The organism is Intestinimonas sp. UBA1698 (genome assembly GCF_002320075.1).
GTDB lineage: Bacteria > Bacillota > Clostridia > Oscillospirales > Oscillospiraceae > Intestinimonas > Intestinimonas massiliensis.
Genome location: NZ_DCJO01000034.1, coordinates 184,502 through 199,183 on the forward strand (window position 1 = coordinate 184,502; position 14,682 = coordinate 199,183).

Sequence of the window (14,682 nt, forward strand, 5' to 3'; positions counted from 1 at the left end):
TTTGGAAAATGGCCGCCGTGCAAGTACACAGCGGCCATTCCCAGAAAAGAGGGATGATAGTTTGGGATTAGAGCTCGATGCAGCGCCAGTTGTCCCGGGTGAACAGCTCGGTGCCGGTCTCGGTGATCCGGTAGCAGTCCTCGAATCGAAACCCGTACTCCTTGGAGCGGAAGAAGTGGTCGCCTGCAATGGTCATGCCGGGCTTCAGCTCGGTGGGGTTGTTGAAGCGGAACGTGGGGGGCTCCCCCTCGAAGACGCCGATGCCATGGGAGGCACTGGCCGGAGGAGGTCCATAGCCGTGGTCCACGAACCAGTCGTAATACTTTTGATAGACGGCCTCGGAGGTCATACCGGGTTTGACCCACTCGCAGATAAGCCGCTCATGGAGGTCCAGCATGAAGTCAATCTCCTTTTTCATGGAGTCGGGCATCTTGCCGAAAAGGATGGGGCGGCCGTAGGCAGAGGCGTATCCTGCATAGTGGCAGCCGATGTCAATGTTGATGAGGGTGTCGCGGCCCAGCTTGTTGTGGGTGCTGCGGCCGATGCCGCTGCGGCTGCGGTAGCCGGAGTAGCACAGGATAGGGAAAGAGGGCCCCTCACCGCCGTTCTTATACAGCTCGGCGGCCAGCACACCTTCCAGCTCGTACTCGGTCATGTCGGGATGGATTTTGCCCAGAGCGTCGTTGAAGGCCTTCTGGGAGAGGAGACAGGCTTCGCGCACCATTTCCTGCTCATAGGCGGACTTGTTCATGCGCAGGTCGATGAGCAGGTCGCCGCAGTCGATGACCTCGCCGCTGGGCTGAACGGCGGCACAGATCTGCTCATAGAGGGGGTGCGGGGTGATGTTGTAATCAGCCAGGCCCAGACGTTTGACACCCTTGCCGCCGGTGACCTCGCCAAACAGCTCACTCAGGCTGTGATATGTCACGCCGATCCAGTCGCGCACCGGCCCGCTGGTGTGGCCGAAGGCGGAGCAGCCGCGGACGGCGTCCATGCCAAAGGGAGTCTGGCCGCCAAACTCGGGGGCCTCGCCGCCGATCAGCACCAGTGGCGTGCCGGTACGGCCCACCAAAACGCCGCCCACCTCAAACAGCGGCCAGTATTTACTCAGGTAGAAGACGTTTTCATACACGCCGGTATCGGCATAGCAGAGGACCGCGTCTAGGTCCCGCTCGGCCATCTTGGCCTGAAGACGATGTATCCTCTCAAAATAATCGCTGTCGGGGATCGTTTTTACCATAAAAGCACACCTCAATTTTTCATTTCAGCCCGTCTTTCCCCGCAAACCTACTGCTGCTATAGAAAAAACTTTATTGAAAGATGGTTGAAAGTGACTTTTAATATAGCATACACCCGTTAGTTTGTAAAGGGCGTCTCAGTCAATTTTTCCTAAACACTCTAAAAACTAAATAAATTTGTAGATTAAAACAAAATATATTTGTCTTATTTGGCTAAATTATTAAACGATTGTAACTTTACATCGCTGTGGAGAGATGGTAGTATAATTATAACTTACTTGCTTTCTAATAACAAGAAAGAAAGCTTGCAGGAGGTGCCGTATGTCCAAGGGCGGAATCGACCTCAGAACGCTGAGTGATGCGAACCGCATCCATGTTTTGAAGATTATCCATGAGCAGAAGAGCATTTCCCGGACTGAACTGGCCGGAATGACTGGGCTGAGCCTTTCGGCGGTCTCACGGATCGTCAAACAGCTCATTGAAGACGGCTTTGTTTTGGAGACGGGTTACGGCGACTCCAGCGGCGGCCGGAAGCCCATCACCATCCGGGTCAACCCCTTGGCGGGATACGTCATCGGCGTGGATTTCAGCAAAACCAAGGCCAATGCCGGGGTATTCAACTTCTGCGGTGAGATGATCTTTCAGTACGTGGCTCCCATCCATGGACGCGCCTATTTGGATGGTTTATACGAGGCCATTGACAACTGCGTTGCCTTTCTACACGCCAAGGAACGCCTTATGCTGATCTACTGCGGCGTCCGGGGACTGATCGACAGCAACACCGGTACCATTTTGTCCTCCACCACCTTCGGGTGGGAGAATATTCCCCTGCGGCAGCTCCTGACCGACCGCTACTCCGTGCCGGTGGGGCTGGATATCAATGCCAGGCTGGCAGCTCTGGGCGAGTGGAAAACGGTTTACGACGATTCGGTGGACGATCTGGTCTATGTTACTACCTCCTGGGGCATCTGCGCCGGGGTGATCTCCCACCGGGAGCTGTTCCGAGGCGGCTGGGGCATGGCGGGTGAGATCGGAAACACCATTAATTTTACCGGCGAGGGGAACCCTTTCCTGCGGAATCTGGAGGAATCCTGCGGCGGCCAGATGCTGATCCGGCGTGCCCAGGAGAGCTGGGGCGCGCAGGACAATTTTCTGCTGCGCAAGCTGACGGGGGACTGTGCCGACAAGGTGACGGTGGAGGACATCGTGGCCGCGGCCAACTCGGGCGACGCATTTGCCGTCCGGCTGGCCCGGGAGGCGGCCGCCGTGCTGGCTCTGGGGCTGTTTAACGTGGTCTATATCTATAACCCAAAGGTCGTCGTTATCGGCGGGCTGCTCTCCGAGATGGGGGATATCGTGCTGGAGCCCATAAAGAAGATTTTGCGCCAGCGTCTCCCTGAGCTGATCTATCGCCAACTGAAGGTGGAACTCACGGTTTTGGGTAGCCGGGCCAGCCTGGTGGGCGCGGCGGAGGCTGCCTTCCATGTGATTTTTACTAGTCCAATCGGCGACCCGCACGGCCACAACAATATGCTCTGCGTCGGGACTTGAATAGTAAATAGCCCTGTCGCTATTCGCTATAAAAGAGAAAAATCAATTAAAACAGGAGGAAACATCATGAAAGCCAAAAAGACACTGTCCTTGCTCCTCTGCGCTTCCGTCATCGTGGGTATGCTCGGCATGATGAGCGGCTGCAGCAACAGCACGTCCCAGAGCCCCAGCCCCAGCGCCAGCGCGCCCGCGGAGAGCGCCCCCGCCGAGACCGGTACCGCCAGCCTGCTGGACCAGATCAAGAGCTCCGGCGTGATGGTGGTCGGCACCAGCGCCACCAACGCCCCCTGGGAGTCCATTGATGCCGACGGCAACTACGTGGGCTATGACATGGACCTAATCAATGAAATTGCCTCCCGCATGGGGGTCGAGGTCCAGATCGAGGATATGGCCTTCGACGCTTTGGTGGCCGCTGTCCAGACCGGTAAGGTCAATGTGGCCATCGCCTCCATGGGCGCGAAGGAAGAGCGCAAGGAGAAGGTCGATTTCACCCAGATGTATCATCAGCAGATGAACGTATACATTGCTCAAAAGGATTCCGATATCTCCATCGCCAATATGGAGGACATCGCCGCCTACAACGTGGGCGTGCAGAGCGGCACCCTGCCCGACCAGTACATTACCGGTCTGGTGGACGCCGGAAAGATGAAGGATTCCCAGGTTTCCCGCTATGAAGCCCCTGAAAACATGATTCTGGACCTGGAGGCCGGCCGTATCGACCTGGTGGCCGGCGATAAGAACCAGGCCAAGGTCTTTGAGGGCATGTATAACGTCAAGATTATCTACGAGTGCTCCTTCTTTGGCACCGGCGAGAACATCGCCGTCCCCAAGAATCAGCCCGAGCTGCTCAGCGAGCTGGACGGTATCCTGGACGACCTGCGTGAAGAGGGCTTCCTGGACGAGCTGGCCCTGAAGTGGGAAGTGGACTGAGTAACGCCATATCGGCAACCAACCAAAATCCATCGCCGCAGCGGGCATTTCCGCCCGCTGCGGCCCTCAAAAACCAGGGAGAGACGGAACGAATCGGCGCGCACAGGCGCGCATGTCCCGGCTGAATTGACCGCGCAGCGCATGTGTGCGGGGATTTGTTTCGTGTTTACCCGGACCCATGGGAAGAGGTCTTTATGGAACTGACATTCAACAGATTATTTACATATCTGATCCCCTATCTTTTAGGCGGTATCTCGGTGACCCTCTCGGTCTCCTCCCTGGCCCTCGTGATTGGAGCAGTGGGCGGTTTGCTGCTGGCCTTCCTGCGGGTATACGGCGGGCGGGCCGTCCAGGTGCTTATGACGATCTTCAGTGCGGTGTTCCGTGCCATCCCCCAGACCATCCTGCTCCTGCTGCTCTACTTCGTCATCGCCGGTTCAATCAACATCTCTGCGTACTGGGCGGGTACGCTCTCTCTGGCGGTCATAAGCTGCGTTTATCAACTGGAGATTTTCCGCTCCGCCATCGAGTCGGTGGATTACGGCCAGATGATGGCCGCCCGCGCCATCGGAATGTCCCATTTCAAGGCGGTCTTTTACATCATTCTGCCCCAGGCACTGCGCCGGGCCCTGCCCTCCTGGGCCAATGAGGCCGCCGGCGTGATCAAGGCGTCGTCCCTAGTGTATATCATCGGCGTGGTCGAGATTATGCGGCTGGCCCAGTATGAAATTGCCCGGAGCCGACAGCCCTTTGCGGTCTACATTGCCGTTGCGCTCATCTACTTCGCCTGCACCTACCTGACCAACTTTGCGCTGCGCAAAGTGGAAAGACGCCTGGCGATTCCCGACATTTCTTAACTGCGAGGTCATGTAAAATGGGTAAAGAAATCATCCGTCTGGAAGGCATTAAAAAGTCCTATGGCCAAAGTGAGGTTCTGAAGGGGATTGATCTGTCTGTCAACGAATCTGAGGTAGTCGTCCTTCTGGGGCCCAGCGGCACCGGCAAGAGTACGCTGCTGCGCTGTATCAACCTCCTTACTGTTCCGACCGAAGGCCATGTGTGGGTCAGTGGTCAGGAGCTGACGGCCCCCAAGGTCAACATCAATCACGCCCGTGAGCACCTGGGTATGGTGTTTCAGGAGTTTAACCTGTTCGCCCACCTGCGGGCCATCGACAACGTGGCGGTGGGGCTGACTAAGGTGCTGGGCGTGAAGAAGGCGGAGGCCCAGGAGAAGGCCCGGATTGAGCTGGAGCGGGTAGGCTTAGGCGACAAGCTGGATCTGTACCCCGGCCAGCTCTCCGGAGGCCAGAAGCAGCGGGTGGCTATTGCCCGTGCTCTGGCCATGGACCCGGAGGTCATGCTCTTCGACGAGCCCACCTCGGCCCTGGACCCGGAGCTTATCGGCGAAGTACTGGAGGTCATGCAGAAGCTGGCCCAGGAGGGCATGACTATGGTCTGCGTGACCCATGAGATGCACTTTGCCCGCCGTGTGGCCAACCGCATTGTCTTTCTGGAGGGCGGCGTGATCGTGGAAGAGGGGACGCCTGACGAGTTTTTCGAGCATCCCAAGACCGAACGTGCCCGCCAATTCCTCGGTAAGTTTGAAAGCCAGTTCGACTGAGGAGGGGTTATTATGAATGTAAACTTTCTGGAAATTGCCATTCCCGCATTCTGCCGGGGCGCCCTCATTACCTTGGAGATGTCGGCCATCTCCCTGCTCCTGGGCCTAGCGGTGGGGATACCCTTGGCCTTTGCCAGAGTCTATGGCGGTAAGATACTGCGCAATTTCAGCCTGGCCTATTCGGAACTGATGCGAGGCACGCCCGTATTGGTGCAGCTCTTCATCGTCTATTACGGTCTGCCCCAGTTTGGCCTGGTGCTCTCTCCCATGGTGGCCGGCTGCCTGACCATGGGGCTGAATTCGGCGGCCTATCAGATCGAATATTTCCGGGGAGCCATCCTCTCCATCGGCCCCGGTCAGATGATGGCCGCACGGGCCCTGGGGATGTCCCAATTCAAGGCGATTCGCGTGATCCTGATGCCGCAGGTTTTCCGTATCGTCCTGCCCACCTGGGCCAATGAGGCCATCTCCATGATTAAAAATACGTCAGTGTGTTATCTGATTGCCGTGCCCGAGCTGATGACCCAGGCCAAGATCATGATTTCTCGGTTCTACAACACCATTGAGTCCTACTCCACTGTGGCGATTTTTTACCTGGTGATCATTGGCGTGATGACCATCATTTTCTCCGTGGCGGAGAAGAAGATCAAGATTCCCGGTCTGACCATAGAAAAGGCCAAAAAATAACGCCGCACCTGGGCGCTCCCGGAACAGCTTACGAGCTGTTCCGGGAGCGCTCTTTTGCTGTGGGCCAAGGCAGAAGGTGCAATCTGCGCAGAGAAAACGATGCATGAAGTATTGCATCGGATGCAAAAACAGGCTATGATAAATACGATCCATCAGGTATATCCAATGCGATTGGGTGGAAGCCTGCAGGCGACTGCCACGATGCTTGGAAGGAAAGCAGGAACTATGACCGATTTGTTTGAAAAATCCATTCAGACTCTGGAACTGCCCCGCGTGCTGGGCCTTCTGGCCGACCAGGCGGTGACAGAGGAGGGCAAGGAGCGCTGCCGGGCCCTGCAGCCACTCACAGACGCCGACGACGTGCAGCGCCGACTGGCCGAGACCTCGGCGGCCCTGAGTATGCTGGTCCTGCGGGGCACGCCGTCACTGTCCGGTGTCAAGCCGGTGGCCGCGGCCCTCCAGCGGGCCGACATGGGGGGCGCGCTGAACACCCGGGAGCTGCTGGACATCGCCGCCCTGCTGCGCTGCGCCCGGTCCGCCCGGGACTACGCCACCGGGGAGGGGAATCAGAAGACCTGCATCGACCACCTTTTCGCCTCCCTGACCGCCAACCGCTTCCTGGAGGACAAGATCTCCGGCTCCATTCTGGGGGAGGACGAGATCGCCGACGCCGCCAGCCCGGAGCTGGCCGACATTCGGCGGCATATCCGGGCCTCGGCCTCCAAGGTGCGGGACATCCTGCAAAAGCTGATCTCCTCCTCGCAGGCCAAGTACCTCCAGGAGTCCATCATCACCATGCGCTCCGGCCGGTATGTGGTGCCGGTGAAGGCGGAGCACAAAAACGACGTTCCCGGCCTGGTCCACGACGTGTCCGGCTCCGGCGGCACCTTTTTCATCGAGCCGATGGGGGTGGTCAAGACCAACAACGAGCTGCGGGAGCTCCAGGCCCGGGAGGAAAAGGAGATCGAGCGCATCCTGCGGGAGCTCTCCGCCGACTGCGCCGGGCATAAAGAGGATATCATCCAGGACTACGATCTGCTGGTGATGCTGGACGTGATCTTTGCCCGGGCCAAGCTGTCCACCCGGATGGATGCCAGCGAGCCCAGGCTGGGCCGGGACGGTATCGAGCTGAAAAAGGCACGCCATCCCCTGCTGGACCCGGCCAAGGCGGTGGCCAACGACCTGCGGCTGGGGGAGGGCTTCGACACGCTGGTCATCACCGGCCCAAACACCGGCGGCAAGACCGTGACCCTCAAGACCATCGGCCTTCTGACGCTGATGGCCCAGTGCGGTCTCCACATCCCGGTGGCCGACGACAGCCGGGTAATGGTCTTTGACCATGTGCTGGCCGATATCGGGGACGAGCAGTCCATCGCACAGAACCTGTCCACCTTCTCCTCCCACATGGTGAATATCGTGGGCATCCTGGGCCAGTGCGGGCCGGGGACCCTGATCCTCTTCGACGAGCTGGGAGCGGGCACCGACCCGGTGGAGGGCGCGGCCCTGGCCGCCGCCATCATCGAGTCCGCCCGGGAGCGGGGGGCGCTGGTAGCCGCTACCACCCACTATGCCGAGCTGAAGGTCTACGCCATGACCACCAGGGGGGTGGAGAACGCCTCCTGCGAGTTCGACGTGGAGACCCTGGCCCCCACCTATAAGCTGCTCATCGGCGTGCCGGGCAAGTCCAACGCCTTTGCCATCTCCCGCCGTCTGGGGTTGCCCCAGGCGATCATCGACAAGGCCGCCGAGCGCATCGACGCGGAGAACGTCCGTTTTGAGGATGTGCTGACCCAGCTCGACCGCCAGCGCCAGGAGATGGAGCGGGAAAAGGATGCGGCCCGGAAGCTGCGCCGGGAGATGGAGGACTCCGCCAGGACCGCCCGGGAGTACCGAGAGCGGCTGGAGAAGGAGAAGGCCAAGGCGGTGGAGAAGGCCCAGGCCGAGGCACGCGCCATCATCCAGGAGGCCCGGGACACCGCCGATCAGGTTTTTGCCGAGCTCAACGATATGCGCCGCCGCCAGGAGAAGGAGGCGAGCTGGCAGGAGCAGAACGACCGCCGGGCCGGCCTGCGCCGCCGCCTCAACGAGGCGGAAGACGCCATCGGCGGCGGACGGGAGGACCTGCCCCCGCCGCCCCCCACCCGGCCCGCTGCGGCCGGGGACACGGTGGAGCTGGTAAAGATGGGCACCCGGGCCACCGTGCTGTCGGTGAACAGGGACGGAGGGCTCCAGCTCCAGGCGGGCATTCTGAAGATCACCGCCAGGCAGTCGGAGGTGCGAGTGGTGGAGGGCGAGGCCCAAAAGACCCAGAAGGAGGCCCAGCGGTTCGTCCAGCGGGCGGAGCACAAGCTGCGCTCCCTGGGGGCCTCGCCGGAGGTGGACCTGCGGGGCATGATGACCGACGAGGCCATCGGGGTGCTGGACCAGTTCCTGGACAGCGCCGTCATGGGCAAGCTGACCCAGGTCACCGTCATCCACGGCAAGGGCACCGGTGCAGTGCGTAAGGCGGTGCGGGAGCACCTCAGGCGCAGCCGCTACGTCAAGACCTTCCGGCCCGGCCGCTATGGCGAAGGCGAGGACGGCGTGACGGTGGTGGAGCTGAAATAGGTTATGGAAACAGGGCAAAAACAGGGGATATCGTCATATCGATGGTTTTGTTTGTGAAAAGTGCAAAGGGCCTTGCGGGAATTTGTGCAAAATGTCATTGACGGTTTGACACAAATTTGGTATGCTATAGAGGTGCAAACAATGTTTTTGTTTGAGGGGGAGAACACAATGTATATCAAAGAGGCGGTCGTGAACAATCAGGTAGGTCTCCACGCCAGACCCGCCACGTTCTTCATTCAGAAGGCCAATGAATTTAAGAGCTCCATCTGGGTGGAAAAGGATGAGCGCAGAGTAAATGCGAAAAGCCTGTTGGGTGTCCTCTCTCTTGGCATCGTGAAGGGCACCGCAATCAACCTCATCGCCGACGGACCCGACGAGAAGGAGGCCGTGGAGGCGCTCATCGAACTCATCTCGTCCAACTTCTCGGAGTAAGACCTTCGAACTCAAGAAAAAGCGCCGCGTTGAGCGGCGCTTTTTTTCACCTCGGGAGGGGTGAGCCATGCCGATCAATCCCTATGTCAACCAGTATAACCGCCAGTTGGACGCCATCCGGCGCCGGGAGGCCAGGCTGTTTCGGGTGCGCGCTCCGCGGAACGCACCCGGCGGAAGCCTGATGGCCAAAATCGAGGAAAGAATTCCGGAAAAACTGCGGGGGACTCTGGATACCGCCTTCTACACCGCCTTTCAGGTGCTGTTCCAGCAGGGGACCGGCCTGCTGAAAAAGACCATACCGGAGAAAAAGCTTCGGGGGGAGCGGTATATCCGGGAATACTTCCTCAAGGAGGACCCCAGCGCCGAGCACGTCCGAGCCTTCCATAAGAGCGGCAGCCGGGGCGGAGCGGCGGCCACCGCTGCGGCCACCCTGGAGGGCTGCGCCCTGGGCCTGCTGGGGATGGGGCTGCCCGATATCCCCATCCTGATGACCCTGCTTCTCCGTGCGGTGTATCAGACTGCCCTGCGCTATGGTTTCCCCTACGACACCCGGGAGGAGCGCTACTACATTCTGCTCCTGCTGTGCGCCGCCCTGACCAGGGGGGCGGAGCGGAAGGACTACAGCGACCGGGCCGACGGATTCGGGCGGGCCATCGACCACGGGGAGCGGCCGCCCTTTGACCTGGACGCCCAGATGGGGGAGACCTCCAGGGCCCTGGCTGACGCCATGCTGGTGGTGAAGTTCATCCAGGGCACTGCCGTCGTGGGCGTGGTGGGGGGCGCCTGCAACTTTTCCGCCAGCCGCCGGGTGACCGAGGTGGCCAATTTGAAATACCAGAAGCGGTTTTTGGAGAAAAAGCGGAGGGGGCTGTGATGAAGAGGGAGATAACGCCGGAGCCGGTGCTTCGGGGAAGACTGCGCATGTGGCTGGGAGTCCGGTATTTCCGCGCCCGACGATGGGTCTGGTGGCATGTGGGCGGGACGGCCTATGCCCGGCGGAGGACCGCCCCCGACTGTCCCCACCTGTGGATGGCCCACGCCACGCCCCTGGTACGGAGGCTCCGGGACGTGGACCTGTGGATGCAGGAGAACAAGGTGCGAAACCTGCGCCTGGCCGCCGCCCGGCTGGATGGAATGACTCTGCTGCCCGGGGAGACGCTCTCCTATTGGCGGAGCATCGGCAATCCCACGCGGCGAAAGGGTTATGTGGAGGGGATGCTTCTGCGAAACGGCCGGGTGGTCCCCGGCGTGGGCGGGGGCCTGTGCCAGTGCTCCAACCTCCTCTATTGGATGACCCTCCACACGCCGCTTACGGTCACCGAACGGCACCGGCACGGGTATGACGTCTTTCCCGACGCGGACCGGACCCAGCCCTTCGGCAGCGGGGCCACCTGCTTTTACAACTATCTGGATCTGACCATCCGCAACGATACCCCCGACACATGGCGGCTGATGCTGCGGGTGACGGACACCCATCTGGAGGGAGAGTGGCGGTGCAGCGCTCCGCAGACCCTCCGCTATGAGGTGTACGAGAAGGAACACTATTTCCAGGGGGAATACTGGGGCGGCTATACCCGCCATAACGCCCTGTACCGCCGGGTTTTTGACCTGAAGGGCGTTCTGCTGGGGGATGAATTCGTATGTGAAAACCACGCTCTGATGATGTATTCCCCCATGCTGCCGGAAGAAAGGTGATGCAATCCCATTGACCTTTGACGAACGGAAAGAAAAGCCCACGGCCTATCCCCACAGGATGTGCCATCCTGCGGGGCCCCGTGGATTTGACATCCTCGGGTGAAGTGAATTCACCCTGCGGCAAGGTTTTGGGCGCGGCCCAAAACGCTTGAACGCGCCGACGCGCGGTTGGCTGCGCCCATGCGGCAGGCCGCGATACACCGAACGGAGACCAAGGTGGTGCAATCCCATTGACCTTTGACGAACTGAAAGAAAAAGCCCACGGCCTGCCGCTGAAGCCCGGCGTCTACATCATGCAGAACGCCAAAAACGAGGTCATCTATGTGGGCAAGGCCAAGGCTCTGAAAAACCGGGTGTCGCAGTATTTTGCCAATCTGGCCTCCCACACGGAAAAGACCCGGGCCATGGTGAGCCAGATCGACCACTTCGACGTCATCATCGCCGACTCGGAGTTCGAGGCCCTTATTTTGGAGTGCTCCCTCATCAAGCGGCATCAGCCCAAGTACAACATCCTTTTGAAGGACGACAAGGGCTACCCCTATATCCGCCTGTCGGTGCACGAGCCCTACCCCCGCTTTTCCCTGGTCAACCGCCCGGCGGAGGACGGGGCCCGGTACTTCGGGCCCTATGGCAGCCGGGGGGCCAGCCAGGACATTATCGACGCTCTGAAGGCCGCTCTCCGCCTGCCCCGGTGTCAGAAGCGGTTCCCCCGTGACATCGGCAAGGAGCGGCCCTGTCTCTACTACCGTATGGGCCAGTGCGACGGCTACTGCCGCAGGGAGATGGACCAGAGCCGGTACGGCGAGGCCATGGACCAGGCCGTCCGGCTGCTGGAGGGCAGGTACGACGAGGTGGTGAACGACCTCCAGGCCGAAATGGAGCGCGCAGCCGCCGAGCTGCGGTTCGAGCGGGCCGCCGAGCTGCGGGACCGCATCCGGTCCATCGAGCTGCTGGGCAAGCGGCAGAAGGTGGTGGCCGGCAGCCTGGCCGACACCGACGTGGTGGGCTTCCACCGGGGGGAGGCCAAAAGCTGCTTTGTGGTCCTGCACTATGTGGACGGCGACCTGGCGGCCAAGGACATGGAGCTCATCGACACGCCCATGGAGGAGGAGCGGGAGGACACCGTCTCCGCCCTGGTGAAGCAGTACTACGGCGGGCGGGGTAGCCTGCCCCGGCAGATCCTGCTGCCCTGCGAGATCGAGGACGAGGTGCCGGTGCTCCGGATGCTCTCCGAGGCCTGCGGACGGCGGGTGGCCCTGATGACCCCCCGGCGTGGGGCCAAGATGGACCTCATCCGCCTGGCCAACAAGAACGCCGTGGAGGAGGTGGAGCGAGCCACCAGTCGGGAGGAACGGCAGTCCAGGCTGCTGGAGGCCCTGGGACGGATGCTGGCCCTGGAGCGGGGCCCTGAGCGCATCGAGGCCTACGACATCTCCAACACCGGCGACGCCGACATCGTGGCCTCCATGACCGTCTTTGTCCATGCCCGGCCCCTGAAGCGGGACTACCGCCATTTCAAGCTCCGGGACCTGGAGCACGCCGACGACTACGCCTCCATGGAGCAGGTGCTCACGAGGAGATTCCGGCGGTATCTGGACGGGGACGAAAAGTTCGGGAATCTGCCCGACGTGCTCTTCATCGACGGCGGAGAGAACCACGCCAGGGTGGCCGTCCGGGTGCTGGAGGCCCAAGGACTGGACATCCCGGTGTTTGGCATGGTGAAGGATGACCGGCACCGGACCCGCGCCCTGGTGACGCCGGAGGGCCGGGAGATCGGCATCCAGCACAATCAGGCCATTTTTTCCTTTGTGGGCCGTATCCAGGAGGAGACCCACCGCTTTGCCATCGAGTTCAACCGGCTCCAGCGGAAGAACCGGGTCCAGGGCTCGGTGCTGGACCAGATCCCCGGCGTGGGCGACAAGCGCCGGGCTGAGCTGCTCAAACGCTTCAAGAGCGTAAAGAACGTCAGGGCTGCCTCTCTGGCCGAGCTGGAGGAGGCGGTGCCCAAGAACACGGCCAGAGCCGTGTATGACTTTTTCAACCGGCCGGAGGGGGAGCCATGACCATGAAACGATTGCGCAAGCTGCTCCCCATGCTGATGCTGTGCCTGATTTTGGCCGCCTGCGGCGGGGGCGGCGGGGCGGAGATTACGCCTGCCGCCGATGTGACTGCGGCGCAGGCGGCACAGGCCGTCTGGAACAGCCAGCCCGACCGGGAGGGACTGGAGGCCCTGGAGGGGGACGGCCTGTCCGGCCACCTGGCCGACTTCTGCGGGCTGGAGGACTGGGAAGAGGGGGCGGTGTATGCCGCCTCCGGCGTGGACGCCCGGGAGATCACGGTGGTGCTGCTACCCGACGAAGACGCCGCCCAGGCGGCGGGAGAGAGGCTGGAAGTCTACCGCCAGAGCCGCCAGGGGGACTTTTTCGGCTACGCCCCGGAGGAGGCCGAGCGGCTGGACAAGGCCGCCGTCCTGACCGCCGGGCGCTTTGCCGCCCTGCTGGTCTGCGAGGACATGGACGCGGCCCGGTCCGCCTTTGAGGCCGCTCTGGCCGGGGAGCCGGTCTTTGCCCCTGTACATACACAGACGCCGGACCCTGCCCCGAGTCCGTCGGAGCCGCCGGAACCCACGCGGACCCTGCCGGAGCCGGCAAGCCCACCCTCTCCGTCGCCTGACCCGGAGCCCACCCCCGCCGGGGTGCTCAACCCGGACCTGGACGTCAGCGGCTTCGTACCCTACGTCCAGCCCAATGCCTCCGTGATGGAGCTCTATGACACCAGCGCCATTCAAAGGGCGTGGGAGAGCGGAGACGACAGCGGCCTGAGCGACAAGGACCGGGAGATCCTGGAGCGGTGCCGGGAGGTGCTGGGCGAGGTCCTCACCGAGGGAATGAGCGCATATGAAATGGAACTGGCGGTACATGACTGGCTGGTGGAGTGGGGAAGCTATGACCGCACGGTGTATGACAATCTCAACCACAGCGGCCGCACCGGCTACCGGGACCCCTGGGGGATGCTGGTGGGGGGCTACGGCAACTGTCTGGGCTACTCCAGCACCTTCCAGCTTTTGATGGACCTGTCCGGGGTGGAGTGTATCACCGTGGTCGGAGCGGCCTTCGGCTCCCGGGAGGACCATGCATGGAACATGGTGAAGCTGGACGGGGAGTGGTACTGCGTGGACGTGACCTGGGACGACCCCACCGGTGCGGCCAGGAACGGCAGACATCACCGCTATTTCAACGTGACCAGCGCCGATCTGCGGGAGACCGACCACCAGTGGGACTATCGGAATGTGCCGGAGGCCACGGCGGCCGCGTATGCCTGGAAGGCGGACTAAATTTGAGGAAAAGGAGACTGCACCTATGCGCGTCATCACAGGAGAGGCCCGGGGCCGGCGGCTGAAGGAGCTGTCCGGCATGGACACCCGGCCCACCACCGACAAGGTGAAGGAGTCCATGTTCAACATCGTCCAGTTCGACATCGAGGGGCGAAAGGTGCTGGACCTGTTCGCCGGCACGGGCCAGCTCGGCATCGAGGCGCTGTCCCGGGGGGCGGAGTCCGCCGTCTTTGTAGACGTGCGCAAGGACGCCGCCGCCCTCATCCGGGAGAACCTGGCCCACTGCGGCTTTGCCGGCCGGGCCCGGGTGGTCCAGGGGGACTATCTGGCCTTCCTCACCGGCTGCCGGGAGAAGTTTGACCTGGTCTTTCTGGACCCTCCCTACGCCAGCGGTTTTCTGGAAAAGGCGCTGGAAACCATTGCCGCGATTGACATTGTGTCGGAAAATGGTATAATAGTCTGCGAAAGTGCGCAGGAAACGGTCCTGCCGGAGCTGCCGGCCCCCTATGCGGTGGGGCGGGAATACCGCTACGGCAAGATCAAGCTGACCACGTGCCGGCGCACGGTGTGACGGTCTCCGGACCAGT

General features: G+C 61.5%; 13 protein-coding genes. 12 read left to right on the forward strand and 1 reads right to left on the reverse strand.

Annotated features, from left to right (window positions below):
* Positions 1–67: 67 nt before the first annotated feature.
* Entirely contained in the window at positions 68–1,240 is a 1,173-nt protein-coding gene (locus B3H64_RS08885; RefSeq protein WP_050618885.1) for a M24 family metallopeptidase, read from the reverse strand.
* A gap of 319 nt (positions 1,241–1,559) precedes the next feature.
* On the opposite strand from B3H64_RS08885, the gene B3H64_RS08890 reads away from it, so the two are divergent.
* From B3H64_RS08890 to rsmD, 12 genes are all read left to right on the forward strand, one after another.
* Entirely contained in the window at positions 1,560–2,789 is a 1,230-nt protein-coding gene (locus B3H64_RS08890; RefSeq protein WP_050618884.1) for an ROK family transcriptional regulator, read from the forward strand.
* Positions 2,790–2,855: 66 nt separating this feature from the next.
* Positions 2,856–3,719, forward strand: a complete 864-nt coding sequence (locus tag B3H64_RS08895; RefSeq protein WP_286734526.1) for a transporter substrate-binding domain-containing protein — start codon at positions 2,856–2,858, stop codon at positions 3,717–3,719.
* 194 nt (positions 3,720–3,913) lie between these two features.
* Positions 3,914–4,576 (forward strand): amino acid ABC transporter permease, encoded by a 663-nt coding sequence (locus B3H64_RS08900; protein WP_050618882.1) that lies wholly within the window; start codon positions 3,914–3,916, stop codon positions 4,574–4,576.
* A gap of 17 nt (positions 4,577–4,593) precedes the next feature.
* On the forward strand, positions 4,594–5,340 hold the full coding sequence (locus tag B3H64_RS08905; RefSeq protein WP_094762490.1) for an amino acid ABC transporter ATP-binding protein: 747 nt from the start codon (positions 4,594–4,596) through the stop codon (positions 5,338–5,340).
* 12 nt (positions 5,341–5,352) lie between these two features.
* Entirely contained in the window at positions 5,353–6,027 is a 675-nt protein-coding gene (locus B3H64_RS08910) for an amino acid ABC transporter permease (RefSeq protein WP_050618881.1), read from the forward strand.
* Positions 6,028–6,252: 225 nt separating this feature from the next.
* A complete protein-coding gene (locus B3H64_RS08915) occupies positions 6,253–8,634 on the forward strand; it encodes an endonuclease MutS2 (RefSeq protein ID WP_286734531.1) in 2,382 nt (793 codons plus the stop codon).
* A 168-nt stretch (positions 8,635–8,802) separates the two neighbouring features.
* Positions 8,803–9,066, forward strand: coding sequence for an HPr family phosphocarrier protein (locus B3H64_RS08920; protein WP_033116234.1), 264 nt, complete (start codon positions 8,803–8,805; stop codon positions 9,064–9,066).
* A gap of 67 nt (positions 9,067–9,133) precedes the next feature.
* Positions 9,134–9,940, forward strand: coding sequence for an EcsC family protein (locus B3H64_RS08925; RefSeq protein ID WP_286734538.1), 807 nt, complete (start codon positions 9,134–9,136; stop codon positions 9,938–9,940).
* Positions 9,940–10,761: a VanW family protein gene (locus B3H64_RS08930; RefSeq protein WP_238074139.1), complete on the forward strand. Its 822-nt coding sequence runs from the start codon at positions 9,940–9,942 to the stop codon at positions 10,759–10,761. The genes B3H64_RS08925 and B3H64_RS08930 overlap by 1 nt, the downstream gene beginning before the upstream one ends.
* A 230-nt stretch (positions 10,762–10,991) precedes the next feature.
* A complete protein-coding gene (uvrC, locus tag B3H64_RS08935) occupies positions 10,992–12,824 on the forward strand; it encodes an excinuclease ABC subunit UvrC (RefSeq protein ID WP_286734562.1) in 1,833 nt (610 codons plus the stop codon).
* Between the two features lie 2 nt (positions 12,825–12,826).
* Positions 12,827–14,095, forward strand: a complete 1,269-nt coding sequence (locus tag B3H64_RS08940; protein ID WP_286734565.1) for a DUF4358 domain-containing protein — start codon at positions 12,827–12,829, stop codon at positions 14,093–14,095.
* Positions 14,076–14,666, forward strand: a complete 591-nt coding sequence (gene rsmD / locus B3H64_RS08945) for a 16S rRNA (guanine(966)-N(2))-methyltransferase RsmD (protein WP_256303998.1) — start codon at positions 14,076–14,078, stop codon at positions 14,664–14,666. The genes B3H64_RS08940 and rsmD overlap by 20 nt, the downstream gene beginning before the upstream one ends.
* Positions 14,667–14,682: the final 16 nt, after the last annotated feature.

Excerpts from the sequence above, each read along its gene's own strand:
- rsmD (WP_256303998.1), top strand. The coding sequence starts at position 14,076 with ATGCCTGGAAGGCGGACTAAATTTGAGGAAAAGGAGACTGCACCTATG.
- B3H64_RS08905 (WP_094762490.1), top strand. The coding sequence starts at position 4,594 with ATGGGTAAAGAAATCATCCGTCTGGAAGGCATTAAAAAGTCCTATGGC.
- B3H64_RS08925 (WP_286734538.1), top strand. The coding sequence starts at position 9,134 with ATGCCGATCAATCCCTATGTCAACCAGTATAACCGCCAGTTGGACGCC.
- B3H64_RS08910 (WP_050618881.1), top strand. The coding sequence starts at position 5,353 with ATGAATGTAAACTTTCTGGAAATTGCCATTCCCGCATTCTGCCGGGGC.
- B3H64_RS08915 (WP_286734531.1), top strand. The coding sequence starts at position 6,253 with ATGACCGATTTGTTTGAAAAATCCATTCAGACTCTGGAACTGCCCCGC.
- B3H64_RS08890 (WP_050618884.1), top strand. The coding sequence starts at position 1,560 with ATGTCCAAGGGCGGAATCGACCTCAGAACGCTGAGTGATGCGAACCGC.
- B3H64_RS08940 (WP_286734565.1), top strand. The coding sequence starts at position 12,827 with ATGAAACGATTGCGCAAGCTGCTCCCCATGCTGATGCTGTGCCTGATT.
- B3H64_RS08895 (WP_286734526.1), top strand. The coding sequence starts at position 2,856 with ATGAAAGCCAAAAAGACACTGTCCTTGCTCCTCTGCGCTTCCGTCATC.
- B3H64_RS08920 (WP_033116234.1), top strand. The coding sequence starts at position 8,803 with ATGTATATCAAAGAGGCGGTCGTGAACAATCAGGTAGGTCTCCACGCC.
- B3H64_RS08900 (WP_050618882.1), top strand. The coding sequence starts at position 3,914 with ATGGAACTGACATTCAACAGATTATTTACATATCTGATCCCCTATCTT.
- B3H64_RS08930 (WP_238074139.1), top strand. The coding sequence starts at position 9,940 with ATGAAGAGGGAGATAACGCCGGAGCCGGTGCTTCGGGGAAGACTGCGC.
- B3H64_RS08885 (WP_050618885.1), bottom strand. The coding sequence starts at position 1,240 with ATGGTAAAAACGATCCCCGACAGCGATTATTTTGAGAGGATACATCGT.